The sequence below is a fragment of the Paraburkholderia sp. EG286B genome (assembly GCF_040965655.1).
GTDB lineage: Bacteria > Pseudomonadota > Gammaproteobacteria > Burkholderiales > Burkholderiaceae > Paraburkholderia.
Window position 1 is genome coordinate 98,228 of the sequence record NZ_JBFRCF010000015.1, and the last position, 23,504, is coordinate 121,731.

At 66.7% G+C, this 23,504-nt stretch carries 22 protein-coding genes; 13 read left to right on the top strand and 9 right to left on the bottom strand.

The window, feature by feature from the left end; translation table 11 throughout:
• Positions 1–67: 67 nt before the first annotated feature.
• Both AB4Y42_RS28985 and tsaE read right to left on the bottom strand, forming a co-directional pair.
• Positions 68–1,615 (bottom strand): N-acetylmuramoyl-L-alanine amidase, encoded by a 1,548-nt coding sequence (locus AB4Y42_RS28985; RefSeq protein ID WP_368696040.1) that lies wholly within the window; start codon positions 1,613–1,615, stop codon positions 68–70.
• Entirely contained in the window at positions 1,597–2,187 is a 591-nt protein-coding gene (gene tsaE, locus AB4Y42_RS28990; protein WP_368696041.1) for a tRNA (adenosine(37)-N6)-threonylcarbamoyltransferase complex ATPase subunit type 1 TsaE, read from the bottom strand. The genes AB4Y42_RS28985 and tsaE overlap by 19 nt, the downstream gene beginning before the upstream one ends.
• Before the next feature lie 17 nt (positions 2,188–2,204).
• On the opposite strand from tsaE, the gene queG reads away from it, so the two are divergent.
• The 8 genes from queG to AB4Y42_RS29030 all read left to right on the top strand — a co-directional run bounded on the left by queG (position 2,205) and on the right by AB4Y42_RS29030 (position 9,460).
• Positions 2,205–3,602, top strand: a complete 1,398-nt coding sequence (gene queG, locus AB4Y42_RS28995) for a tRNA epoxyqueuosine(34) reductase QueG (RefSeq protein ID WP_368696042.1) — start codon at positions 2,205–2,207, stop codon at positions 3,600–3,602.
• A 116-nt stretch (positions 3,603–3,718) separates the two neighbouring features.
• Complete coding sequence (locus tag AB4Y42_RS29000; RefSeq protein ID WP_368696125.1) at positions 3,719–4,204, top strand: methylated-DNA--[protein]-cysteine S-methyltransferase; 486 nt, start codon at positions 3,719–3,721, stop codon at positions 4,202–4,204.
• Between the two features lie 10 nt (positions 4,205–4,214).
• Positions 4,215–5,189: a site-specific tyrosine recombinase XerD gene (xerD, locus tag AB4Y42_RS29005; protein ID WP_368696043.1), complete on the top strand. Its 975-nt coding sequence runs from the start codon at positions 4,215–4,217 to the stop codon at positions 5,187–5,189.
• 54 nt (positions 5,190–5,243) lie between these two features.
• Positions 5,244–5,735, top strand: coding sequence for a Cys-tRNA(Pro) deacylase (gene ybaK / locus AB4Y42_RS29010; RefSeq protein ID WP_368696044.1), 492 nt, complete (start codon positions 5,244–5,246; stop codon positions 5,733–5,735).
• A 212-nt stretch (positions 5,736–5,947) separates the two neighbouring features.
• Positions 5,948–6,568: a glycerol-3-phosphate 1-O-acyltransferase PlsY gene (gene plsY / locus AB4Y42_RS29015; protein ID WP_368696126.1), complete on the top strand. Its 621-nt coding sequence runs from the start codon at positions 5,948–5,950 to the stop codon at positions 6,566–6,568.
• Positions 6,569–6,769: 201 nt separating this feature from the next.
• Positions 6,770–8,569: a methyl-accepting chemotaxis protein gene (locus AB4Y42_RS29020; protein WP_368696045.1), complete on the top strand. Its 1,800-nt coding sequence runs from the start codon at positions 6,770–6,772 to the stop codon at positions 8,567–8,569.
• Between the two features lie 86 nt (positions 8,570–8,655).
• Positions 8,656–8,979, top strand: coding sequence for an ArsR/SmtB family transcription factor (locus tag AB4Y42_RS29025; protein WP_368616805.1), 324 nt, complete (start codon positions 8,656–8,658; stop codon positions 8,977–8,979).
• Complete coding sequence (locus AB4Y42_RS29030; RefSeq protein ID WP_368696046.1) at positions 8,972–9,460, top strand: SRPBCC family protein; 489 nt, start codon at positions 8,972–8,974, stop codon at positions 9,458–9,460. Before AB4Y42_RS29025 ends, AB4Y42_RS29030 begins: the two co-directional genes overlap by 8 nt.
• 84 nt (positions 9,461–9,544) lie before the next feature.
• Here the strand turns inward: AB4Y42_RS29030 and AB4Y42_RS29035 are convergent, their stop codons facing one another.
• Complete coding sequence (locus AB4Y42_RS29035) at positions 9,545–10,030, bottom strand: YajQ family cyclic di-GMP-binding protein (protein WP_028209548.1); 486 nt, start codon at positions 10,028–10,030, stop codon at positions 9,545–9,547.
• 278 nt (positions 10,031–10,308) lie between these two features.
• Between AB4Y42_RS29035 and murB the strand changes: the two genes are divergently transcribed.
• Entirely contained in the window at positions 10,309–11,355 is a 1,047-nt protein-coding gene (gene murB / locus AB4Y42_RS29040) for a UDP-N-acetylmuramate dehydrogenase (RefSeq protein WP_368696047.1), read from the top strand.
• A 42-nt stretch (positions 11,356–11,397) separates the two neighbouring features.
• Here the strand turns inward: murB and AB4Y42_RS29045 are convergent, their stop codons facing one another.
• Positions 11,398–12,225, bottom strand: coding sequence for an EAL domain-containing protein (locus AB4Y42_RS29045; protein ID WP_342919268.1), 828 nt, complete (start codon positions 12,223–12,225; stop codon positions 11,398–11,400).
• A 244-nt stretch (positions 12,226–12,469) separates the two neighbouring features.
• Here AB4Y42_RS29045 and hmgA point away from each other — a divergent pair, with 244 nt between their 5' ends.
• Both hmgA and fahA read left to right on the top strand, forming a co-directional pair.
• Entirely contained in the window at positions 12,470–13,819 is a 1,350-nt protein-coding gene (gene hmgA, locus AB4Y42_RS29050) for a homogentisate 1,2-dioxygenase (protein ID WP_368696048.1), read from the top strand.
• Positions 13,816–15,129 (top strand): fumarylacetoacetase, encoded by a 1,314-nt coding sequence (fahA, locus tag AB4Y42_RS29055; protein ID WP_368696049.1) that lies wholly within the window; start codon positions 13,816–13,818, stop codon positions 15,127–15,129. The genes hmgA and fahA overlap by 4 nt, the downstream gene beginning before the upstream one ends.
• Before the next feature lie 575 nt (positions 15,130–15,704).
• Here fahA and AB4Y42_RS29060 read toward each other — a convergent pair.
• Both AB4Y42_RS29060 and AB4Y42_RS29065 read right to left on the bottom strand, forming a co-directional pair.
• Positions 15,705–16,862, bottom strand: coding sequence for an MFS transporter (locus AB4Y42_RS29060; protein ID WP_368690273.1), 1,158 nt, complete (start codon positions 16,860–16,862; stop codon positions 15,705–15,707).
• Positions 16,863–16,974: 112 nt separating this feature from the next.
• Positions 16,975–18,159: an MFS transporter gene (locus AB4Y42_RS29065; RefSeq protein WP_368690274.1), complete on the bottom strand. Its 1,185-nt coding sequence runs from the start codon at positions 18,157–18,159 to the stop codon at positions 16,975–16,977.
• Positions 18,160–18,191: 32 nt separating this feature from the next.
• Here AB4Y42_RS29065 and AB4Y42_RS29070 point away from each other — a divergent pair, with 32 nt between their 5' ends.
• A complete protein-coding gene (locus AB4Y42_RS29070; protein WP_368690275.1) occupies positions 18,192–18,779 on the top strand; it encodes a hypothetical protein in 588 nt (195 codons plus the stop codon).
• Positions 18,780–18,844: 65 nt separating this feature from the next.
• On the opposite strand, the gene AB4Y42_RS29075 is transcribed toward AB4Y42_RS29070, so the two are convergent.
• Positions 18,845–20,662: a winged helix-turn-helix domain-containing protein gene (locus AB4Y42_RS29075; RefSeq protein ID WP_368696050.1), complete on the bottom strand. Its 1,818-nt coding sequence runs from the start codon at positions 20,660–20,662 to the stop codon at positions 18,845–18,847.
• Positions 20,663–20,918: 256 nt separating this feature from the next.
• Positions 20,919–21,728 (bottom strand): crotonase/enoyl-CoA hydratase family protein, encoded by an 810-nt coding sequence (locus AB4Y42_RS29080; protein WP_368696051.1) that lies wholly within the window; start codon positions 21,726–21,728, stop codon positions 20,919–20,921.
• Between the two features lie 118 nt (positions 21,729–21,846).
• Here AB4Y42_RS29080 and AB4Y42_RS29085 point away from each other — a divergent pair, with 118 nt between their 5' ends.
• Positions 21,847–22,377, top strand: a complete 531-nt coding sequence (locus AB4Y42_RS29085; RefSeq protein ID WP_368696052.1) for a hypothetical protein — start codon at positions 21,847–21,849, stop codon at positions 22,375–22,377.
• A gap of 102 nt (positions 22,378–22,479) precedes the next feature.
• Here AB4Y42_RS29085 and AB4Y42_RS29090 read toward each other — a convergent pair whose 3' ends face one another.
• Complete coding sequence (locus AB4Y42_RS29090; RefSeq protein ID WP_368690278.1) at positions 22,480–23,442, bottom strand: LysR family transcriptional regulator; 963 nt, start codon at positions 23,440–23,442, stop codon at positions 22,480–22,482.
• Positions 23,443–23,504: the final 62 nt, after the last annotated feature.

A 23,504-nucleotide genomic window follows, 5' to 3' on the forward strand; every position in this document is an offset into this window, starting at 1 on the left:
CAAAACGCCGCGCGAGCCCGAAGGCTTGCGCGGCGGTCCTGAAGGCGCTGGATGCCTTACGTGGCGCTCAGGTCATGCGGCTCTTCGCAAGCGGCGGATTGGCCGCGAAATAGCGCTTGATGCCCTTGAGAATCGCGTTGGCCATCTTCTCGCGATAGGCATCGTCGTTGAGCCGGGTCTCTTCCTCGGGATTGCTGATGAAGGCCGTCTCCACGAGGATCGACGGAATGTCGGGTGCCTTGAGCACCGCAAAGCCCGCCTGCTCGACCGAGCCCTTGTGCAGCTTGTTGATCTCGCCGACCTCGTTGAGCACGAAGCCGCCGTAACGCAGCGAGTCGCGGATCTGCGCCGTCGTCGACATGTCGAAGAGCGCGCGGTTCACGGCGGCGTCGGCCGTCTGCACGCTGATGCCGCCGATCTGGTCCGACGAGTTCTCCTTGTTCGCCATCCAGCGCGCCGCGGCGCTGGTCGCGCCGTGCTCCGACAGCGCGAACACCGACGAGCCGCGCGCTTCGGGCGTGGTGAACGCATCGGCGTGAATCGAGACGAACAGGTCCGCGCCCACGCGGCGCGCCTTCTGCACGCGCACGTTCAGCGGCACGAAGAAGTCGGCGTCGCGCGTCATCATCGCGCGCATGTTGGGCTGGGCGTCGATCTTCGCGCGCAGCTTCTTCGCGATGTCGAGCGCGACGTGCTTCTCGTAGGTGCCCGCGCTGCCGATCGCGCCCGGGTCCTCGCCGCCGTGGCCGGGATCGATCGCGACCGTCAGCAGGCGCGTGGTGCCGCCCCTGGTGGACTTCGGCGTGGTGAAGCCATAGTTGTCGTCGGCGCTGGCGCTGTCGTCGTCGTTGTTGCGCTGGGCGACGACGGGCGGCTTCGGCGCGGCAGGCTTCGGCGCACGCGGCGCAACCACGGGGGGCGCCGGACGCGGCGTGCCCGGCGCGGCGCCCGCGTCGTTCTGCGCGTAGCGTTCGAAGAACGCGTCGCTGTTGTCGTGCGCGGGCGGCGTGTTGGGACCGGCAAGCGTCGGTGGCGTGGAGGGCGGCGCGCTGTCCTTCATCGCTTCGTGCGCGTCGAGTTGCTGCTGTTTGTGCTCGGTTTGCGCGAGCAGGTCCATGAGCGGGTCGGGCGCAACCGCCGGATAGAGGTCGAACACGAGCCGGTACTTGTACGAGCCGATAGGGGCAAGCGTGAACACCTGGGGCTTCACACCGCCCTTGAGGTCGAACACCATGCGCACCACGTGCGGCTGGTACTGGCCCACGCGCACGGCCTGGATTTGCGGATCGTTCGGCGTGATCTTGGAGACGAGGTTCTTGAGCGCGTCGTCGAGATCGAGTCCGGTGAGATCGACGACGAGACGATCGGGGCCCTGCAGCAATTGCTGCGTGTTCTGCAGCGGCTGGTCCGATTCGATCGTGACGCGGGTGTAGTCGCGCGCGGGCCACACCCGCACGCCGACGACCGAAGTGGCCCACGCGAGGCGCGGCACGGCAAGACCGAGCACGAGCGTGGAGGCGCCCGCCTTCAGAATCTGCCGGCGACGCCAGTTGTGCGTGGCGGTGGCGGCCGATTCGATCGAGCGGAACGGTTTGATTAACATCTTTCTAGACATGCCTTTCCTGATGCGCTGTATGCGTAGGCGGTGAGCACGCGGCCTTCGCCGCTTGCATCCGGCTCCAGCGAGAACACGAGATCGGGTATGCCAAGCAGGCCGCCCGCGCGTTGCGGCCATTCGACGAGGCACACCGCATCTTGCGCGAAATATTCGCGAAAGCCCGAGTCGGCCCATTCGGCCGGATCGCTGAAACGGTACAGATCGAAGTGATAAAGCTGGAGTTCCCCACAGGGCGTTGTAACCGTGTACGGTTCGACGAGCGTGTAGGTGGGGCTGCGCACGCGGCCCGTGTGGCCGAGCGCGCGCAACGTGGCGCGCACGAGCGAGGTCTTGCCCGCGCCGAGGTCGCCGTGCAACTGCACATGCAGGCCGTGAAAGGGCGGGGCATCGTGATGCTGCGCGCTCTTTTGTGCAACATTTGCGCGCAGCGAGTCGAGCGCGTGCGCAAAGCGTGCGCCGAAGGCGTCGGTGGCGTCGGCGTCTGCGAGATCGAAACGGCGCTCGAGGAGAACGGCGGCGGATGGATCAAGCGAAAGCGGCGCGTGGTCGTGACCGGGCGTGTCGGGCATTCTCGTAAAATGACGTAATGAACCCCACGCATTCCCCTTCCAACCCCGCGCAGGATGCGCGCGCGTCTTCGGAGGCGCTCGACCCAACGTCCGCACATGCGGGTGCTCGAGCGCAGGCTCGAGCTAACGCGCCGCGCGATTCGTCTGCGCCGTCCGTCGAGCAGGCCACGCGGCTCGATGAGGCGGCGCTCGCCGCGCTCGCGGCGCGCATCCGGACGTGGGGGCGCGAGCTGGGGTTCGGTGCGATCGGTATCAGTGACACCGACCTTTCCCATGCCGAGGCGGGCCTCGCCGCGTGGCTCGAAGCGGGCTGCCACGGCGAGATGGATTATATGGCCAAACATGGGATGAAACGCGCGCGGCCCGCCGAGCTTGTGGCCGGCACGCGACGCGTGATTACCGCACGCATGGCCTATTTGCCCATCGATACGCTCGCGCCGAATGCAGCGGGAAAGACGCACGAAAGTGCTTCGCAAGGCAGCCCAGATCGCGGTGAGAGCGCTGGCACCGACGTTGGCACGGACGTTGCCCACGAGAGCGTTCACGCCGACTGGCGTCTGCGCGAGCACGCGCGTCTCGCCGACCCGCATGCCGCCGTCGTGTCGATTTACGCGCGCGGCCGCGACTATCACAAGGTCTTGCGCGCGCGGCTGCAGCAGCTTGCCGAGCGTATCGAGGCCGAGATCGGCCAGTTCGGTTTTCGCGTGTTCACCGACTCCGCGCCGGTGCTCGAAGTCGAGCTTGCGCAGAAGGCCGGCGTGGGCTGGCGCGGCAAGCACACGCTGCTCCTGCAACGCGACGCGGGCTCGCTCTTCTTTCTCGGCGAGATCTACGTGGACGTGCCGCTGCCCACCGACGCCGACGAGCCGGCCAGCGCCGCGCCCGAAACGCCGGGCGCGCATTGCGGCAGTTGCACGCGCTGCATCGACGCGTGCCCGACGGGGGCGATCACCGGACCGTATCGCGTGGATGCGCGCCGCTGCATCTCCTATCTCACGATCGAACTCAAGGGCAGTATTCCCCTGGAACTGCGCGAGCTGATCGGCAATCGTGTGTATGGCTGCGACGACTGCCAGCTCGTGTGCCCCTGGAACAAGTTCGCGAAGGCCGCGCCCGTCGCGGATTTCGACGTGCGTCACGGGCTCGATCGCGCGAGTCTCGTCGACCTGTTCGGCTGGAGCGCGGCGCAGTTCGACGAGCGCATGCAGGGCAGCGCGATACGGCGCATCGGCTACGAGAGCTGGTCGCGCAATATCGCGGTGGCGATGGGCAATGCACTGCGCGCCACGCATGAAGGCGCGGATAGCGCTCGCGACGCCGCGCGCGCCGCGATCGTGCAGGCGTTGCGCGAGCGCGAGCACGACGAGTCGGCGGTCGTGCGCGAGCACGTGCTGTGGGCGCTCGAAGCGGCTTGATGCGGATGAACACGGTAGAGGCTGGCATGGACCTGAAACTGAACGACGGCGCGCTGGAAATCGCGCGCACAACGCGGCACCATGGCGTGCAACGTTCGCGCACCAGGGAGTCGACGATGTTCAACGCAGTGATCGAGGCGCCGTTCGGCAAGGTCGGCATCCGCACCGTCGGGCCCGCGCTGCGCGAGATCGTCTATCTGCCGGGACAGACGGCGAGCGTCGAGCCGGATTGCGAACTCGCCGCGCGCGCGGCTGAGCAGATCGGTCAGTATTTCGAGGACGCCGACGCCGGCTTCGACCTGCCGCTCGCACCGCTCGGCACCGAATTCCAGCGGCGCGTGTGGGACGGCATCTGCGCAATCGAGGCGGGCGAAGTCCTCACCTACGGCGAACTCGCGAAGCGCATCGGCGGCGTCAGCCCGCGCGCCGTGGGCCAGGCGTGCGGCGACAATCCCTTTCCGCTCGTGATTCCGTGTCATCGCGTGGTGTCGGCGAGCGGCCTCGGCGGCTTCGCGCATCACGGCGGCGAAGGTTTCTTTCGCGACGTGAAGCGCTGGCTGCTCGCCCACGAATGCACGTCGAACCGATTTCAACTGCGCTGACACGATGACGATGACGACGAATCCGCCGCCGCTTGCCGCAAACGAAGCCGCCGACGAGGCGCAGCAGGCGCTCGACCCCGCCGCGGCCGAAGCGCTGGCGTCGAGCCTGACCGCCATCGACACGTTCTGCGACGCCATGTGGCTCGAGCATGGCCTCTCGCGCAACACGCTCGACGCCTACCGGCGCGATTTGCGCCTCTTTGCGCAATGGCTCGCGTGCGAGCGCTCCAATGCACTCGACACGACCCACGAAGACGATTTGCTCGCCTACAGCGCGCGCCGCAAGGACGATAAATCCACCTCGGCGAACCGGCGCCTTTCGGTGTTTCGCCGCTATTACGGCTGGGCGCTGCGCGAGCAGCGCGTGCATTCGGACCCGACCGTGCGCATCCGCTCGGCGAAGCAGGCGCCGCGTTTTCCGTCCACCTTGAGCGAGGCGCAGGTCGAGGCGCTGCTGGGCGCGCCCGATGTCGAGACGCCGCTCGGCCTGCGCGATCGCACGATGCTGGAACTGATGTACGCGAGCGGCCTGCGCGTGACCGAACTCGTCACGCTCAAGACCGTCGAGGTGGGCCTGAACGAAGGTGTCGTGCGGGTGCTCGGCAAGGGCTCGAAAGAGCGGCTCATTCCGTTCGGCGAGGAGGCGCACGCGTGGATCGAGCGCTACCTGCGCGAGTCGCGCCCGGCGCTGCTCGGCGCACGCACGGCCGACGCGCTGTTCGTGACCGCGCGCGCCGAAGGCATGACGCGCCAGCAGTTCTGGCACATCATCAAGCGCCACGCGGCGGCGGCCGGCGTGCATGCGCCGCTCTCGCCGCATACGATGCGCCACGCGTTCGCCACGCACCTGCTCAATCACGGCGCGGACCTACGGGTCGTGCAGCTTCTGCTCGGCCATAGCGACATTTCCACCACGCAGATCTATACGCACGTGGCCCGCGAGCGGCTGCGTCTGTTGCACGAGAAGCACCATCCGCGCGGGTGACCTGGCGAACGCGTCTGGCGCGGTCGTTGCGGACCGTGCGATTACAATGCGCCGATGAGCAAAACGAAACACGTGTCCGAAACGCCCGCCACGCAGATGCTGCGCCGCGCGGGCGTCGCATTCGGCGAGCATCCCTACGAGTACGTCGAGCATGGCGGCACGGAAGAGTCCGCGCGCCAGCTCGGTGTGGACGAGCATCGCGTCGTCAAGACGCTCGTGATGGAGGACGAGCACGCCAAGCCGCTCATCGTCCTCATGCATGGCGACCGCAAGGTGTCGACGAAAAATCTCGCGCGGCAGATCGGCGCGAAGCGCATCGAGCCTTGCAAGCCCGAAGTCGCGAACCGTCATTCGGGGTACCTGGTGGGCGGCACGTCGCCCTTCGGCACGAAGAAAGCCATGCCCGTGTACGTCGAATCGACCATACTCGAACTCGACGAGATCTGGCTCAACGGCGGCCGGCGCGGCTATCTCGTGAGCCTCGCCCCCGCGGTGCTCACGACGCTCCTGAAGGCGAAGCCGGTGCAGTGCGCGAGCGTCGAGTAACGGTCAAACAAGGCGCGACCCCCGGCTGAGCGAAGCGTCCCGCCCGTTCCCGTTGCTTCCCTGATTTACCCTGGTTCGTGCGTGCTTGTGCCGACTGCGCGGGCAGGGCGCGCCCGCGCTTCGGTAGAATGAGCGCCGTCGCGCGTTGCCGGGCGGCGATCGCCATCGCCAGCGCCCGGCGCGCATCGTTCCACTTCCTCCGGGTTTCGTGCATGTACAACCTGTTCGTCGCCGTTCTCGCCTATCTGATCGGCTCGGTTTCGTTCGCCGTGATCGTGAGCGCCTTCATGGGCCTCGACGATCCGCGCTCCTACGGCTCCGGCAATCCCGGCGCGACCAATGTGCTGCGCAGCGGCAACAAGAAGGCCGCGATCCTCACGCTGATCGGCGACGCGTTCAAGGGCTGGCTCGCAGTCTGGCTCGTCGCGCATTTCGGCCCGCTTTACGGTCTGGGCGACGCCGCGGTCGCGCTAGCCGCGATCGCCGTGTTCCTCGGTCACCTGTATCCGGTGTTCTTCCGCTTCAAGGGCGGCAAGGGCGTCGCGACCGCGGCCGGCGTCCTCCTTGCCGTGAATCCGATTCTCGGTGTCGCCACGCTCGCCACCTGGCTCATCGTCGCGTTCTTCACACGCTACTCGTCGCTCGCGGCGCTGGCGGCCGCCGTGTTTGCGCCGCTCTACTACGTGTTCATGTTCGGCCCGCGCGTCGTCGCGCTCGCCATCCTCGCCATGAGCGTGCTGCTGTTCTGGCGCCATCGCGCGAACATCTCCAAGCTCATCGCGGGCAAGGAAAGCCGCATCGGCGAGAAGAAGGCGGCCGACGCGGGCAAGTAGGCCGCAAAAAGGGCTTCGCCACTGCATTCGAATAGTCTGACAATTTCGCTTATCGTCTGTCATCTTCCGGTAAGTAAGCGATTCATGGCACATCTTCTATGGGTGCGCCCTCAAGAACGCCGTGTGGCGTGCCGTAATCCCTGATAGTTCCAGACCAGGTTTGACGGCTTCCCTCCTTCTATTCCACACGGCATTCCCCCCATGTTTTCCACCATCCGCGCGCGCATCGTCGCGCTATGCGTCGTCATCGTCGTGAGCGCGCTTGCCGCGAATACGGCGCTCAATTATTTCGTCGCCAACTCGCACAACAAGGATTCGATCGACAGCACGCTCACGGCGCTCGAAGAGAGCCACGCCCAAGGCATTGGCGACTGGGTCGCGGCGCATGTACGGATGATCGACTCGCTCCAGGACGCCGTGCTCGGGCCGGATCCCGTGCCGGCGCTCAAGCAGATCGCGGCAGCGGGCGGCTTCACGAACGTCTACGTGGGTTATGCCGACCGCACGGCGAAGTTCTCCGACGCCACCGGCATCCCGCCCGACTACGACCCGACCGGGCGCCCTTGGTACAAGCAGGCCGTCGCGGCGGGCAAGGCGGTCGTCACGCCGCCCTATGTGGACGTGGGCACGGGCAAGCTCGTGGTGGCGTTCGCGGAGCCGGTGATTCGCGACGGCGCCGTGAAGGGCGTGATCTCCGGCGACGTGGCGATGGACAGCGTGATCGCCAACGTCCGCTCGATTCACCCCACGCCGGCGAGCTTCGGCATGCTCGTCGACGCGAGCGGGGCGATCGTCGCGCACCCCGACGCGCAGCTCACGCTCAAACCCGTCGCGGAACTCGCGCCCGAGCTGGCCGGCGATCGCCTCAACGCGCTGTTCGCGGCGAGCGAGCCGTTGAAGGTGGACGTGAAGGGCGACGTCAAGCTCATGCGTGCGCAAACGATTCCGGGCACCGACTGGCGCGTGGTGGTCGCTTTCGACCGCGCCGATGCGACGGCGGCGATGCGCTCGCTGCTCACGGCGTCGCTCATTGCGCTCGTGGTGATCGCGGTGGCGGCCGCGGCGATCGTGGCCGCCGCGACGGCCGTGTCGTTCCAGCGCCTCTCGCGCGTGCGCGACGCGATGGACGCGATCAGCACCGGCGAGGGTGATCTGACGAAGCGCCTGCCCGCCGTGGGCAACGACGAAGTCGCGCAGATCGCGCGCTCGTTCAACGCGTTCATGGACAAGCTGCGCGACGTGATGCGCCACATCCGCGACGCGAGCGAATCGGTGCGTACCGCGAGCGATGAGATCGCGGCGGGCAACGTCGACCTTTCGGGTCGCACCGAATCGGCGGCGGCGAGCCTCGAAGAGACGGCGGCCTCGATGGAGGAGATCACGGCGACGGTCGCGCAGTCGGCGAACGCGGCGCAGCAGGCCGACGTGACGGCGGCCACGGCTTCGCAGGCGGCCTCGCGCGGCGGCTCGGTGATCGGCGACGTCGTGCACACGATGGGCGACATCGAGAAGGCGTCCGTGAAGATCGCGGACATCATCGGCGTGATCGACGGCATCGCGTTCCAGACCAACATTCTCGCGTTGAACGCGGCCGTGGAAGCGGCGCGCGCGGGGGAGCAGGGCCGCGGCTTCGCGGTGGTGGCGGGCGAGGTGCGCAGCCTCGCCCAGCGCAGCGCGCAGGCCGCGCGCGAAATCAAGGCGCTGATCGAGTCGACCGTATCCAGCGTGACGTCGGGCTCGCAGCTCGTGCGCCGCGCGGGCTCGACGATGGATGAGATCGTGTCGAATGTCGCGAACGTGACGACCATCATCTCCGAAGTCACTAATGCCGCCGGTGAGCAGACGCGCGGCATCCAGGAGGTGAACCGGGCGGTCAGCCAGCTCGACGAGATGGTTCAGCAGAATGCGGCGCTCGTCGAGCAGTCGACGGCTGCCGCGGCGGCGCTGCGCGGCCAGGCGGCCAATCTCGCGGATGCGGTCGGCCAGTTCAGGCTCGATTGAGACGGACTAACGCTGAAGTGATGGGACGGCGCTGCGGCGCCGTTTTTTCACCTTGACATGCAACCATATGGTTGCATAATCAATGCATGAACGACGACGCCGTATTCCGCGCGCTGGCGGACGCGAGCCGCCGTCAACTGCTCGACCGCCTCCATGCGAAAAACGGTCAGACGCTGACCGATTTATGCGAGGGGCTGGCCATCTCGCGCCAGGCGGTCACGAAGCATCTCACGGTGCTGGAAGAGGCGAATCTCGTCGCGACGCAGCGGCATGGGCGCGAGAAGCGCCATTTCATCAATCCGGTGCCCATCGGCGAGATTGCCGCGCGCTGGATCGGCAAGTTCGAGCACGAGCGCGTGGGCGCGCTCGTCGACCTCAAGCGATCACTCGAAGGAGACAGCCATGAGTAGCGACAAGCACACGCAAGGCAGCGCCCCCGGCAATTCGACGTTCGTCTACGTCACGTTCATCCGCACCACGCCGGAAGCGTTGTGGACGGCGCTCACGAGCCGCGAGTTCACCGAGCGCTACTGGTTCGGCATGCATCACGAATGCGACTGGCAAACGGGCTCGCCCTGGTCGCTGCGCTTCGCCGACGGCCGGATCGCCGACTCGGGCGCGGTGGTCGAAGCCGATCCCCCGCGCCGGCTCGTGCTGCGCTGGCGCAACATGTTCCTGGCCGAACTTCATGCGGAGGGCGATTCGCTCTGCACGATCGACATCGAACCCGTGGAGCACGCGGTCAAGCTCACGATTACGCACCACATGGCGCGGCCGGGATCGATCTTCATCGAGAAGGTGTCGGGCGGCTGGCCGCGCATCCTCTCGAATCTCAAGACACTGCTGGAAACCGGCGAGGTGCTCATGCCGCTCGTGGTGACGGCGGACTGAGCGCGAGAAAGCGAGCGCGCGCGGGGACGTGTGAAACGAAACGGGGCGGCCTGAGCCGCCCCGCAATACGCTGGACTTGCCGCGTTAATCGCGGAAGTTGTTGAAGTCGAGCGGCGTGTCGGTCACGTCCTTGCGCAGCATGGCGATCACGCTTTGCAGGTCGTCGCGCTTGGCGCCCGTCACTCGCACGGCGTCGCCCTGGATGCTCGCCTGGACCTTGATCTTGCTGTCCTTCACGAGCCTCACGATCTTCTTCGCGAGGTCGCCCGACACACCCTTCTTCACGGTGATGACCTGCTTGACCTTGTCGCCGCCGATCTTCTCGATCTTGCCGTAGTCGAGGAAGCGCACGTCCACATTGCGCTTGGCCATTTTCGACACGAGCACGTCCTTCACCTGGCCGAGCTTGAAGTCGTCGTCGGCGAACGCGGTCAGCTCGCGCTCTTTCTGCTCGACGCGCGAATCCGAGCCCTTGAAGTCGAAGCGTGTGGAGATCTCCTTGTTGGATTGCTCCACTGCGTTCTTTACTTCGATCATGTTGGCTTCGCTGACGACGTCAAACGATGGCATTGCTTTCTCCCAAAAGTACGAGGTGCGCAAACGGCGGTGCAAAAGCTATGCAAGCCAGGTGCCCGCGGGTCGCAGCCGTATTTCGCAGTCCACTGACGCATTTTCAGGCAGCGGTTCGCGCACTCGCTATAATCACGGACCGACGCCATTCTACCGGCGCCGTTGCGTTTGCCCAAGGCGGCTTGCCGCCGCCCGGAGGCGAGTCCACGGTGCGCAGGTGCCCGCCGGCGGCCTTTCCGGCGATTTTTCGTCTGCTGTCCATGTTCCGTTCTTCCTCGATGTCCGTCACCCAAACGCCCGTCACTACGTGGTTCGCTGCCGGCTTTGCGCTGCGCGCGCACAACACGTTCGGCTTCGACGTGCGCGCGCGCTACGCGTGCCGGGTCGAAAGCGAGGCCGATCTCGTCGCCGCGGTGCGCGATCCGCGCGCCCAGGGCTTGCGCACGCTCGTGCTGGGTGGCGGCAGCAACGTCGTGCTCACGCGCGACTTCGACGGCCTCGTGCTGCTGATGGCGCTGACCGGCAAGCGCGTTGCGTATGAAGACGGCCACGCCTGGTACGTGGAAGCGGCTGCGGGCGAGAACTGGCACGATTTTGTGTCGTGGACGCTCGCAGCGGGCATGCCGGGTCTCGAGAATCTGGCGCTGATTCCGGGCACAGTGGGCGCGGCGCCCATTCAGAACATCGGCGCCTACGGGCTCGAGATGGCCGAGCGCTGCGTGGCGGTGCGGGCTATCGAGATGGCGACCGGCAAAGCCGTGGAGTTCGATGCAGCCGCCTGCCGCTTCGGCTATCGCGACAGCTTCTTCAAGCGCGAAGGGCGCGATCGCTTCGTCATTACCTCGGTCACGTTCCGTCTGCCGAAGGTCTGGCAAGCCAACGCGGGCTATGCCGACCTCGCGCGCGAGCTGGCGCAACACAACGCCGGCGACGCGCCGCATGCGCGCGCCGTGTTCGACGCCGTGGTCGCGGTGCGGCGCGCGAAGCTGCCCGACCCGCTCGAACTCGGCAATGCGGGCAGCTTCTTCAAGAATCCCGTGATCGACGCGCAGCAGTTCGATACGCTCGTCGTGCGCGAGCCGCAGATCGTGTCGTACCACCAGGGTGACGGGCGCGTGAAGCTCGCGGCGGGCTGGATGATCGACCGGTGCGGCTGGAAGGGCCGTGCGCTGCGCGCGGCGGCAGTGCATGAGCGTCAGGCGCTCGTGCTCGTCAATCGCGGCGGGGCGACCGGCGCGGACATTCTCGAACTCGCCCAGGCGATCCAGCGTGACGTCCAAGCGCGCTTCGGCGTGGAGCTGGAGCAGGAACCCGTCAGCCTCTAAGGCCGCTCAGGCGCCGCCCGGCGCCTCGCTTGCATCACATCGTCAAATCACCTTGTCCTGGGCCGCGAACACCGGCCCCTGCACGAACCGCACGTCGTACTGCTGCAACTGCTCGAACTGGGCCGCATCGGTCACGCGGTTGAAAATCAGCGGAATGCGCAGCCGCGCCGCATAGCTCACGAGCGGCTTCACCATCGAATCGCGCAGCGCGGACGCCGCATCCATCTTCACGAAGTCGGGCCGAGGTACGTCCGACACCGAAAGAATCTGCCCGGCATTGGGCAGATTGCCCGCCACCTTGAACCCGTACCGCTGATAGCTCTTCGTGAGATAGCCGAGGAATGTGCGGTGCGCGACCGCCGCCGCCGGCAGCTCGATCACGATGCGTCCGGGATTGAGCCCGAACGACACCAGCACGTTCGAGAAATGCCGTCCATGGTCGTACTTCACGCTCTTCAGGAGCCGCTCGTGCACGCGCAGGAAGAGTAGCCCGTGCTGCTGGCCACCCAGAAAATTGATGGCGTGCAGCGCGCGCACCATGCGATCGACCGCGACGAGGTCGGGATCGTCGAGCGTGTCGCTGAACGCGTCGCAGGGCGCGAGCTGGCCGTCCTGCTCGCGCAGCGTGACCGCCTGGTAGCCGAGTTCGTCGCCAAAACGCGAGGCCATTGCGAGATCGGCGGTGAGCGACTGCGCCCCGCTGTGCACGCTGATGTCGTAAATCGGCTCGTAGGCGCTCAAAAGCTCCACGCCGCGCCGCCGCGCCACGGCCTCTTTGGCGTGCGCGCCAGTGCCCATCGCCAGGTGCTCGCCGAGAAACGGATGGTCGGCGGCGCGGGCAACGAGCTCGGGAATGGTGGGAGCGATCATGGTGATGTAGCGGGAAGCGGATGAAAAGTGCGAGCCCCACACGGGGTCGCATGACCCGATGGTAGCAGCCCGCAGCCGCGCCGGATGGACTGTTTGGTCATAACGTTATCGACCATTCGCGCCAGTTCTGGAGGCGACCGGCCGCTCGCCAGGGTATACGCCTAATTTCACTAATCGTAATTGGTTTTACCATCCGTAAATCGCGTGACGTCATGTCATGACCCGAGAACGTGGAGAGACAGCAATGAACGCACCTTTGCGGCACCCAACCGAAGTCCAGCACGGCTACATGAGCGGCTTTGCCAACGAGTTCGCGACCGAGGCGCTGGCGGGCGCGCTGCCCGCGGGCCAGAACTCGCCGCAGCGCTGCGCCTATGGGCTGTACGCCGAGCAGCTCTCGGGCACCGCATTCACCGCGCCGCGCTCGCACAACCGCCGCACGTGGTTCTACCGGATCCGCCCGGGCGCCGTGCATCAGCCGTTTGCGCCGGTCGCCTCGCGTCTCGATGTGAACGGCGCGCCGCGCCTCGTCGCCGATTTCGGCGATGTGCCGCCCACGCCGCCCAACCAGCTGCGCTGGGACGCGCTGCCCATGCCTGCGGAGCCGACCGATTTCATCGACGGCTGGGTGACGATGTCGGGCAACGGCTCGGCGGCCTCGATGAGCGGCTGCGCGATCCACCTGTACGCGGCGAACCGGCCGATGATGGATCGCTTTTTCTACAACACCGACGGCGAACTGCTGATCGTCCCGCAGCAAGGGCGTCTCGCGATCCGTACGGAGATGGGCCGGCTCGACGTCGAGCCGTTCGAGATCGTCGTCATCCCGCGCGGGGTGCGCTTCACGGTGGATCTGCCCGATGGCGAAGCCCGCGGCTATATCTGCGAGAACTTCGGCGCGCTCCTGCGTCTGCCGGATCTCGGCGTGATCGGCTCGAACGGCCTCGCGAATCCGCGCGACTTCCTCACGCCCGTTGCCGCGTATGAAGACCGCGAAGGCGAGTTCGAACTCGTCACCAAGCTCAACGGCCAGCTCTGGCGCGCCGACATCGGCCACTCGCCGCTCGACGTGGTGGCATGGCACGGCAACTACGCGCCCTACAAGTACGACCTGCGCCGCTTCAACACCATCGGCTCGATCAGCTACGACCACCCCGATCCTTCGATCTTCCTCGTGCTGCATGCGCCCACGGACACGCCGGGCGTCGACTCGATCGACTTCGTGATTTTCCCGCCGCGCTGGCTCGCGGCCGAGAACACGTTCCGTCCGCCCTGGTATCACCGCAACGTGGCGAGCGAGTTCATGGGGCTCGTGCATGGCGTGTACGACGCCAAGGCCGAAGGCTTCGTGCCGGGCGGCGCGAGCCTGCACAACTGCATGACGGGTCACGGGCCCGACGCCGAGACCTTCGAGAAGGCATCGATCTCCGACACGACGAAACCGCATAAGGTCGGCGACACGATGGCCTTCATGTTCGAGACCCGCACGCTGATCCGCCCGACGCGTTATGCGCTCGAAACGAGCCAGCTGCAGGCGCATTACTACGAGTGCTGGCAAGGCCTCACGAAACACTTCAATCCGGAGCAGCAATGAACAGCACCATGACGGACGAACTCAAGGCGACGCTCGACGCGAGGCGCAAGAGCTGGGTCGAGAGCGCGAACGACGCCCAGTGCGATTTCCCGATCCAGAACCTGCCGTTCGGCGTGTTCAGCGACGCCAAGAACGCAACGGCGCGCGTGGGCGTGGCGATCGGCGACCTCGTGGCCGACCTGGCGGTGCTGCACGAAGCCGGGCTGCTGCATCTGCCTGCGAATGCGCAGCAAGACGTCTTTGCGCGTACCGCGCTGAACGACTTCATCGCCCTTGGCCGCGAGACGTGGCGCAGCGTGCGTGTGCAGCTCTCGTCGCTGCTCGCGCGCGACACGGCCACGCTGCGCGACGACGCGGCGTTGCGCCAGCGCGCCTTCGTGAAGCTCGCCGATGCGAAGCTGCATTTGCCCGTGCAGATTCCGGGCTACACGGACTTCTACTCGTCGAAGGAACACGCGACGAACGTCGGCTCGATGTTTCGCGATCCGAAGAATGCGCTGCTGCCGAACTGGTCCGAGATGCCGATCGGCTATAACGGCCGCGCGTCATCGGTGGTGGTGAGCGGCACGCCGGTGCGCCGCCCGAACGGCCAGTTGAAGCTGCCCGATCAGGAGCGTCCGGTGTTCGGCGCGTGCCGTAAGCTCGATATCGAGCTGGAAACGGGCTTCATCGTCGGGCGCGGCAACGCGCTCGGCGAGCCGATTGCGTGCGAAGACGCCGAGGACCACATCTTCGGCATGGTGCTGCTCAACGACTGGAGCGCGCGCGACATCCAGCAATGGGAGTACGTGCCGCTCGGTCCGTTCAACGCGAAGACCTTCGCTTCCACGATCTCGCCGTGGATCGTCACGCTCGACGCGCTGGAACCGTTCCGCGTCGCGCAGCCGGTGCAGGAGCCGCAGCCGCTCGAATACCTGCGGCACGAAGGCGACCACGCGTTCGACATTGCGCTCGAAGTGCGGATGCAGCCCGAAGGCGCGGCCGAGGCGACGACCATCGCACGCACGAATTTCCGCCACATGTACTGGTCGATGGCGCAGCAGCTCGCGCATCACACCGTGGCGGGGTGCAACACGCGTGTGGGCGACCTGATGGGTTCGGGCACCATCTCGGGCCCGACGCCGGACTCGTTCGGCAGCCTGCTCGAACTCACATGGAACGCGAAGAATCCGCTCGAACTGAAGAGCGGCGGCACGCGCGGCTTCATCGAAGACGGCGACGAACTCACGCTAGCGGGCTGGTGCCAGGGCGATGGTTATCGTGTGGGGTTTGGTGCCTGCGTCGGCAAGATTTTGCCTGCGCTGAAGTGATTTTTTTGGGGCTGCGTGCGGCGTTGGCCTTTCCTTGTTTTCGCGTCGGTATGCCTGGGTTGCCCCTGTGCGGGGCGGCACCTACTTTCTTTGCGGCGGCAAAGAAAGTAGGCAAAGAAAGCCGCTCAAACCGCTAGCGCCTGCCACAGTTCACATCTCGACGTACACGGTGAATGGCTCCGGAGCGTCTGTCACCTTGCACCACCCAGGTTAGTGACAAGGCCGTCATTCATCCCGCTGCTCGCTACGCGCGCTGCGGTTGGGTCTGCATGGGAAACCAAAAGGCATTTCAGGCTTCGCGATAGTGCACGCGTCTCAACGGTGTTGGGTTATGCCCTTCGGCGCGCGTAGCGCCGCCGGAAGTATGAGCGCCTTGTCACTCACTTGGGTGGTGCGGGGCGACAGACGCTCCGGAGCCATTCACCGTGTACGTCGAGATGTGAACTGTGGCAGGCATTAGCGGTTTGAGCGGCTTTCTTTTGCCTACTTTTCTTTGCCGCTGCAAAGAAAAGTAGGTGCCGCCCCGCACAGGGGCAACGCTGGCATACCGATACGATAACAAGTAAGCCACCCGCTTATGCACGCACCCCCGCCAGCCCGCGCAAGCGCTCCCACCGCAGCGCACCGAGAAACACCAGCGCCCCCGCAAACAGCACCCACAGCATCGCGTCGCGGCCCGCATGCTCCATCAGCGCGCCGGTGACGATCGGGCCGCCGAAGCTCGCCGCACTCCACGCCGCGCTCACGAGCGCGCTCGCGGAAACCAGCGCGACGCCCTCGAAACGCTCGCCGCAGGCCACGATGGCGAGCGTATAAATGGAGCCCGCCGCCGCGCCCAGCACGAAGAGGAGCGGCCAGCGCAGCCACGGCGTAGCGACGACGAAGGGCAACAGCGGCAGCAGCAGCGCGACGATCACGCCCATGAGCGCATGCACGCGCTCGCGGCCGAGCCGGTCGGCGAGCCAGCCGATGGGGAATTGCATGGTCGTGTCGCCGAGCAGCACGACCGAGGCGAACAGCACGGCCACCTCGGTGTCGATGCCGTGACCCATCGCGAAGAGCGGCAACAGCGAGAGCGCGAGCGTATCGAACAGCGCGAAAAACCCGGTGGCGACGATGAGCGCGGGCATCTTCGGCATCACGTGGCGCCAGCTTCCGTGCGGCTCGTGCATGTCGGTTTGCTGCGGATTCGAGCGGATCGCCGCGAGCATCGGCAGGGCGATGAGAAAGATCGCGCCGCAGATCGCGAAGCGCCACGCCGTATAGCCCGCGATCTGGCTCACGAGTACCGGGCCCGACATCTGGAACAGCGTGAACGTGGTCGCGTAGATGCCCACCACGCGGCCGCGGTTCGAGTCGTCGGCGAGTTCGTTGACCCAGGCTTCGCCGATGGTGAAGAGCAGCATGAGCGCCGCGCCGCAGAGCATGCGCAGGAGCGCCCAGAGCCACAGGTTGGCGCTTGCCTGCATCAGCGCAGTCGCGACGGCCACGGTCAGCACCGAGCCGACGATCACCTCGCGCGAGCCGAAGCGTGTCGAGATCCATGCCGTGAACGGCACGACGGCGAGGCCCCCCAGCGCCTGAGCGGCGGTGAGCAGGCCGACGATGGCGGTGCCGTAGCCGGCATCGGTGAGGGCGAGGGCGGTGAGCGGAAGCGTCGCGCCGGAGCCGAGACCGACCACGGCAACGCTCAGGATCAGCGCGAGAAAGTCGCGGGTGAGGACGGTTTTCATCGGCCGAGATGCTACTACGTGCGCATGAAAATCGTGGCGCAGGCGTGCCTCAGGTTGAGCGCGCGCGCCTCAGTGCAACACGTACCCGATGATGCCCGCAGCGAGAAAAGCATCAAACGCAGGAAGTCGGCCCGGAAACCGCTACGCGACGGCGCGCGCGCCGGTCGATCTGCGCCGAAACCAGCGTGAGCGCGAGCGCTGCGAAAGCCGTGACCACGCCCACCCACGGCAGCGCCGTGAGCGGCGCGCCCGCGCTGATCGCCACGCCCCCGATCCACGCGCCGCCCGCATTGCCAAGATTGAACGCGCCCTGGTTGAGCGTGGAGGCGAGGTTCGGCGCGTCGCTCGCGCGGTTGACGATCAGTATCTGCAGCGGCGGCACGATCGCGAACGCGAGAATGCCCCACACGAAGATCGTCGCCATCGCCGCGATCGGGTCGTGCATCGTCAGCGAGAACGCGGCGAGCACCACGGCAATCATGGCGAGGAACGTGAGCAGCGAGCGCATGAGCTTCCAGTCGGCGAGCTTGCCGCCCAGCGTGCTGCCTACCGTGAGCCCGAGGCCGAACAGCAGCAGCACGAACGTGACTTCATGCGGCGAGAAACCGGTCACGTCTTCGAGAATCGGCGTGATGTAGGTGAACACCGCAAAGAGGCTGGCCGAGGCCAGCACGCTCATGCCGAGCACCATCAGCACCTGCGGGTTCTTCAGCACGCCGAACTCATGCACGAGGCTCGCCTTCTGCATTTCGATCTTCGCGGGCAGGCACACCTGCAGCGCCGCCGCCGCGAGGATGCCGATGGCCGTCACGGCCCAGAACGTCGTGCGCCAGCCGGCGATCTGGCCGAGCGCCGTGCCGAGCGGCACGCCCAGCACGTTGGCGAGCGTCAGGCCCGTGAACATCAGCGCGATGGCCTGGGCACGGCGGTTCGGCGCGACGAGGCCGGCCGCGACCACCGAACCGATGCCGAAGAACGCGCCGTGGCAGAACGCGGTGACGATGCGCGCGGCCATCAGGATCGAGTAGTTCGGGGCGAGCGCGCACAACAGGTTGCCGACGATGAAGATGCCGATCAGGCGCATGAGCGCCTGCTTGCGCGGCACATTGGCAATGGCGATGGCGACGATGGGCGCGCCGATCGTCACGCCGAGCGCGTAGGCCGAGACGAGCATGCCCGCCGCCGGGATCGAGACGCTCAGGTCGCGCGCGACGTCGGGCAGCAGGCCCATGATGACGAATTCGGTGGTACCGATACCAAAAGCGGCGACGGCAAGGGCGAGAAGAGGCAGGGGCATGGCGTGGGGTCGGCGCAGGACGGCGACGGGCCTTGAGCGCGAAGCCGTTTTATTTAAGTCAACGCGGAATTGTACTGAAACCTGACGCAACGCATACGGCACGCTTTTCAAAGCTGTTGGGAAAACAACAGCTTTTCTCGCTGGACCCCGTTCACCATACCTACATTTTTCTTGACGATTTCTACAGGTTACGTGCATGGCGCAACGCGCTCGCGGGCCGCACGATACCCACACGATTCAACGAGCGAAACAGTCCGCCCGCCGGCCCGCCCGCCGGCAGGCGCCGCCCTCGCATCGTCCGTCTCGCGCATGACGGAACCGAACATGCGCAACCCTCCTGGAGCGATGACATGAACACGCTGAACACAGTACGCATCGCGGTGGCCGCAGCGGCCGCCTTATTCGCAGGTAGCGCGCTGGCGCAAGCGCAGAGCGACGACCAGACACAACAGGCCAGCACGCCGCCGGCTGCGCAGGACGTCGGCGGCGCGCCGATGTCGACGAGCGCTTCGGGTGCGCCGATGGCGCTCACGCACGCGCAGGTCTACCAGGACCTGGTGCGCTCCGAGCAATCGGGCCAGCAGAAGGCGCTGAGCGAAGGGCTCTATCACGGGAACTGAGTCAACAGGGAGACCCAGGTATCAGGACGGCGACCCGACGCGCTCTCGCGATCTGCGCCCGGCGCTCAGCGTGTCGGGCCGCCGCCAATATGTTTTTCGATGAGCCGCATGCGCCCCGTCGGACGCCAGGGCGCGAACCATGGATTCGTGCGCAACTCGCATAGCCGCGAACTGCGCTCGGCCAGCGCCGTTTCGAGCCAGCGGAACATTTCGTCGGGTTGCGCGAGGCGCGCATAGGCCTCGGCGATGAGCAGCGGCGAGGTGTACCGGGCCCGCCGTCGCGCGAGCAGGTCTTCCAGATACCAGCGCAACACCGCGTCATAGCCGCCCGTTTCCCAGCGAGCGCGAATGGTGCTCGCGCGCGCCTGCTGGCTGCAGTGTTCGAGCGCCTCCACGGTGGCGTCCACGGCCTGCGCGTAGAGCTTTTTCACTTCGAACGCGGTAGCGAGCAACTGATAGACGAGCGGCGGATGGTCCATGTGCCCCGGCGCGAGATATTCGCTCACGACTTCCGCATGTCTGCCCGACATCACCATGCCGAACGCGCGCGACCCCTGGAACGCCAGCGGATCGATGCGTTCGGCGCGCTCCATCGCGGCGTCGCCTTCCGCGCGGCGGCCCGCCGCCACCAGCATGCGCGCATAGAGCCGATGCGCCTCCGGGTAACTCGGATTGCGCCGCAGCGCAGCCTTGAAGCCGGCCTCGGCCTGGTCCCAGTCCCAGTCGTAGAAGTAACGCACGGCCGCGAGCGCGTGATGCGCCTCGGGCAGGTCCGGGTCGAGTTCGAGCGCGCTTTCGGCAAGCGAGCGCGCGACCGGCCAGCCATCGTCGGGCGCGACGAAGCCATGCACCACCGTCGATCCGTAGTAGTTCGAAAGGCCCGTATAGCCGAGCGCATAGCTCGGGTCGTGTTCGAGCGCGGACTCGAAGTAAGTGCGGCTGCGCACGAAGTCTTCGCCGTCGATGCCGTGATGCGCGCAAAAGCCCGCTTCGAAATGCACGCGGCGATACCAGAAGAAACGCCCGCGCACATACGCGTCGTGCGCGGCGGGATCGACGGGCAGGCGCCGCTCGAGGCGCGTGCGCTGTTGCTCGGAAAGCGTGGACGCCAGGTTCTCGGCGAGCGCCGCGACCGCTTCCTTGAGGATGTCGAGCGCGCCTTGCGTGGCGCTTTCGTGCGCGCGGCTCCAGATCTGCGCTTCGTCGGCGCAGCGGATCAGACGCGTGAGGATGCGGGTTTGCTGCCCCGCGCGCGTGAGCGAGCCTTCGAGCACGTAGTCGAGCTTCAACTCGCGCGCGATCTCGCCGATGCTTTTTTGCGTCGCGCGGTAACGCGCCGCCGTGGTGCGTGCGATCGTGAGCAGGCGCTCCGGGTTGAGCGCGCCGAGCGTGACCGAGATCTCGTCGGCGAGCGCGCTGCACAGGCTGTCCTGGCTCGCGTCGCCGGTGTGGTTGGTGAACGGCAGCACCAGCATGCGCACGGCGGGCGGAGCGTGCTCGCTCTCGCGCGGCGCGTGCGGGTCGCGCGCGGCAGCCGGCGCATCGTGAGCGTCGGCAAGTGCGGGCAGGACGCCGTCGAACCGGTAGCCCTTGCCCTTCACGGTGATGAGGTGACGCGGTTTGGCGGGGTCGTCGGCGAGCGCGATGCGGATCTTGCGGATCGCCGTGTTCAGGCCGTTGTCGGTGTCGCGAAAGGGGCTGCCGGCCCACAGCCGGTCGACGATGTCCGCGCGCGAGATCAGCTCGCCGCGGCGCGAGGCCAGCAGGATCAGCAGATCCATGGGCAACCGCTCCAGCTTGACTTCCGTACCTTCTCGGCGCAACTGGTACCGCTCGACGTCGAGTTCGAAGTCCGCGAAGCGGATGATTCGATCCGTCGGCATGAGAGCTCTCCCGTGATGCGGCATCAGGGAAGGGGACGCCGGGGCGGTTCGTCTGAAGATTGCCGTTAGACGACGCAGCAGGACTCAGCGTCATGACACATGGCGGCAGGGGCGGGGGCAGCGGCGCGGATCAATTTCAATGTAGTGGGTCGCGCGCGCGCCTTCAAGCGTCAAGCGCTGCGCACAGTGGCCACCGGCACGTCGATCGACTCAATCGACCGTCGCGAGGGTTCGCGTGCGACTTTCGTTTAGCGGACTACGATTCGCGTGGATCGAGCGGTTCACCGTGACGGCCCGCGCCGGCCGCGAAGCGCGCCGCGAGTGCGAGCCCTTCGTCGAGTACCGCGCGATAGCCGAGCGCGCCTTCGCGGCGCAGCGCCTCGGCGGTGTCGGGCAGCATGCTGTGCTCGAGCGCCGAGCGGCGGTCCGCGAGCAACGCTGCCTGCGGCAATGCTGCGAGCTGCGCGGCCAGTTGCTCGGCGGCCGTGCGCGCGCCACCCTTTGCGACCACACGATTGGCGAGGCCGAATGCGAGGGCTTCCTGCGCATCGACGGCGCGCCCCGTGAGGATCAGATCGAGTGCGCGCGACAGGCCGATCAGGCGCGGCAAGCGCACCGTGCCGCCGTCGATGAGCGGCACGCCCACGCGGCGGCAAAACACGCCGAGCACGGCGTCTTCCTCGACCACGCGCAGGTCGCACAGCAGTGCGAGTTCGAGCCCGCCCGCAACGGCATAGCCTGAGATCGCCGCGATCAGGGGCTTGCTGAGCGACATGCGCGTGGGGCCGAGCGGGCCTGGGCCGCTGCCGTCGGCGTGGATTTCATTGCGACGTGCGGGGTCGGCGAGCGCGCTGAGGTCCGCGCCCGCGCAGAACGTGCCGCCCGCGCCGTACAGCACGCCCGCGAGCCATGCGGGATTTTCCTCGAAGCGCGTAAAGGCGGCAGCGAGTGCGTTCGCAACGGGCCGGTCGATGGCGTTGCGCTGCGCCGGGCGGTCGAGCACGAGAATTGCTACGCGTTCCTGAGTCTCGATACGGACGTGCTCGCCGAAAGTTTCGATCGTCATTTGTGGCTCCTCGATGCGCCCCGCATTCGTCATAAAAATTTAATGGTCCATCCGTAGCTTAGGCCGGTTTCATTTCCTGAACTGCGCTTTCCCCACCGCACGCATGCAATCGACGTCCATGTCCAGCATCACCTCCGTTTCGGAATCCTCGCCGTATCCCGCTTGTGGACCCTTGTGGACCGTCCCGTTGCCCGACCACGACGCGTATGACCACGTGCGCTTCAAGCGCGTCTTCACGACCGACGGCACGCGCCACGTCGTCGTGATCGTCGATCTGCACAAGCTGCTTCTCTGCGCCGACCGCGACGACACCGACTACGTGCTCAAGCCCGTCGACGACTGGCATAGCGGCAAGATTCGCGGCATTCGCGAGTTTCTCGATCCGGACAACGAGCGCGTGCCGCAGATGCCCTACGTGACGATCAGCAAGCGCCGCGTGGCGGGGCTCGCCGGATGGCTCGGACTCGCGCACGAGGGGGTCGTGGCGTTTCGCAACGGCCAGCATCGCGCGCGCTACCTCGCATGGGCAGGGGCGTTGTGGCTACCGGTGGAAGTGCACGAGCGCGAAGCGGCATTGCTGCGCGAACTGTGCGGCGCGGGCGACGGGGGCCTGCTGGTTCCGGTCGACGGCAGCTCGCCCCGGCTCTGATGCGCCGTCGCGCGCGAACGGCATGTTCGCTAACGGCGCGTTTGCAAGCGGCATGTTCTCAAACCATCGGGCGGGCACACATCGCCCGCCCGATGTGTGTGCTCATGCCACGCTCAGCGGCCGGCTCGGTGCGCCATTGGAACTCGCCGCCACCGGCGATGCATGACGTGCATGCTCGAAATGCTCGACCGTGTAGTCGACAAAGCGGCGCGTCTTCGCGGGCAGATACTGGCGGCTCGGATAGACGATGGACATGCGCGAGTCGGGATCGTCGATGTCGTAGTCGGGCAGCAGCCGGCGCAGCGTGCCCGCGGTAAAGTCGTCGGCGACGAGCGGCGCGGGCACGACCGCCACGCCCATGCCGGCCAGCGCGGCGAGCCGCACCATCAGCATGTTGTTGACGGCGTAGCCGGGCTCCAGCGTGACCTGCCGGGCACGCTCGCCGGGCTTCGCGAACTGCCACGTCGCGCTGCGCTCCTCGGGGGGCAGCGCGACCGCCGCGCACTGTGCGAGCTCCTCAGGCGTATGCGGCTCGCCGTGCTCGGCGAGCCACGCGGGCGCCGCGCAGGGGACGAACGTCGTGGTGCCGAGCGCGCGTTCCACGCACTCGCCGTTGCGTGCGGGCGTGGCGCCGACGATGCCCACGTCGAAGCCGTCTTCCATGAGATCCACGGGCCGTTCGGCGAGCGTGAGGCGCACGTTCACGCGCGGATACAGACGCCGGTAACCGTCGATGAGCGGCGTGAGCGTGGCGAGCGAGAGCGCACCCGCGGCCACCACGCGCAGCGTGCCGCTCGGCTCGCTTTCCGTGTGCGCCAGTGAGCGCTCCAGATGATCGAGTTCCTCCAGCACGCAACGACAGCCTTCGAGGTAGCGCTGGCCTGCCTCGGTCAGCGCGAGATTGCGTGTGGTGCGATTGATGAGGCGTGTATTCAGGTGCGCCTCGAGCATCGCGACGGAGCGCGTGACGAGCGCGTTGGAGACGTCGAGCTGCTGCGCGGCGCGACGAAAGCTCTCGGTTTCCGCAACCCTGACGAAGACGCGCATGGCGTGTATCTGGTTCATGTGTAGCCTCGTATGCTCGATGCATGGACCGGTTGAGGGACACTGCAACTGCTGGCGAAGTT

Coding starts and splice junctions, on each gene's coding strand:
- AB4Y42_RS29000 (WP_368696125.1), top strand. CDS start 3,719: ATGTTCAACGCAGTGATCGAGGCGCCGTTCGGCAAGGTCGGCATCCGC.
- murB (WP_368696047.1), top strand. CDS start 10,309: ATGTCCGTCACCCAAACGCCCGTCACTACGTGGTTCGCTGCCGGCTTT.
- fahA (WP_368696049.1), top strand. CDS start 13,816: ATGAACAGCACCATGACGGACGAACTCAAGGCGACGCTCGACGCGAGG.
- plsY (WP_368696126.1), top strand. CDS start 5,948: ATGTACAACCTGTTCGTCGCCGTTCTCGCCTATCTGATCGGCTCGGTT.
- AB4Y42_RS29030 (WP_368696046.1), top strand. CDS start 8,972: ATGAGTAGCGACAAGCACACGCAAGGCAGCGCCCCCGGCAATTCGACG.
- AB4Y42_RS29065 (WP_368690274.1), bottom strand. CDS start 18,159: ATGCCCCTGCCTCTTCTCGCCCTTGCCGTCGCCGCTTTTGGTATCGGT.
- AB4Y42_RS29090 (WP_368690278.1), bottom strand. CDS start 23,442: ATGAACCAGATACACGCCATGCGCGTCTTCGTCAGGGTTGCGGAAACC.
- xerD (WP_368696043.1), top strand. CDS start 4,215: ATGACGACGAATCCGCCGCCGCTTGCCGCAAACGAAGCCGCCGACGAG.
- AB4Y42_RS29060 (WP_368690273.1), bottom strand. CDS start 16,862: ATGAAAACCGTCCTCACCCGCGACTTTCTCGCGCTGATCCTGAGCGTT.
- AB4Y42_RS28985 (WP_368696040.1), bottom strand. CDS start 1,615: ATGTCTAGAAAGATGTTAATCAAACCGTTCCGCTCGATCGAATCGGCC.
- AB4Y42_RS29085 (WP_368696052.1), top strand. CDS start 21,847: ATGTCCAGCATCACCTCCGTTTCGGAATCCTCGCCGTATCCCGCTTGT.
- AB4Y42_RS29025 (WP_368616805.1), top strand. CDS start 8,656: ATGAACGACGACGCCGTATTCCGCGCGCTGGCGGACGCGAGCCGCCGT.
- hmgA (WP_368696048.1), top strand. CDS start 12,470: ATGAACGCACCTTTGCGGCACCCAACCGAAGTCCAGCACGGCTACATG.
- ybaK (WP_368696044.1), top strand. CDS start 5,244: ATGAGCAAAACGAAACACGTGTCCGAAACGCCCGCCACGCAGATGCTG.
- AB4Y42_RS29020 (WP_368696045.1), top strand. CDS start 6,770: ATGTTTTCCACCATCCGCGCGCGCATCGTCGCGCTATGCGTCGTCATC.
- AB4Y42_RS29045 (WP_342919268.1), bottom strand. CDS start 12,225: ATGATCGCTCCCACCATTCCCGAGCTCGTTGCCCGCGCCGCCGACCAT.
- queG (WP_368696042.1), top strand. CDS start 2,205: ATGAACCCCACGCATTCCCCTTCCAACCCCGCGCAGGATGCGCGCGCG.
- AB4Y42_RS29075 (WP_368696050.1), bottom strand. CDS start 20,662: ATGCCGACGGATCGAATCATCCGCTTCGCGGACTTCGAACTCGACGTC.
- AB4Y42_RS29035 (WP_028209548.1), bottom strand. CDS start 10,030: ATGCCATCGTTTGACGTCGTCAGCGAAGCCAACATGATCGAAGTAAAG.
- tsaE (WP_368696041.1), bottom strand. CDS start 2,187: ATGCCCGACACGCCCGGTCACGACCACGCGCCGCTTTCGCTTGATCCA.
- AB4Y42_RS29080 (WP_368696051.1), bottom strand. CDS start 21,728: ATGACGATCGAAACTTTCGGCGAGCACGTCCGTATCGAGACTCAGGAA.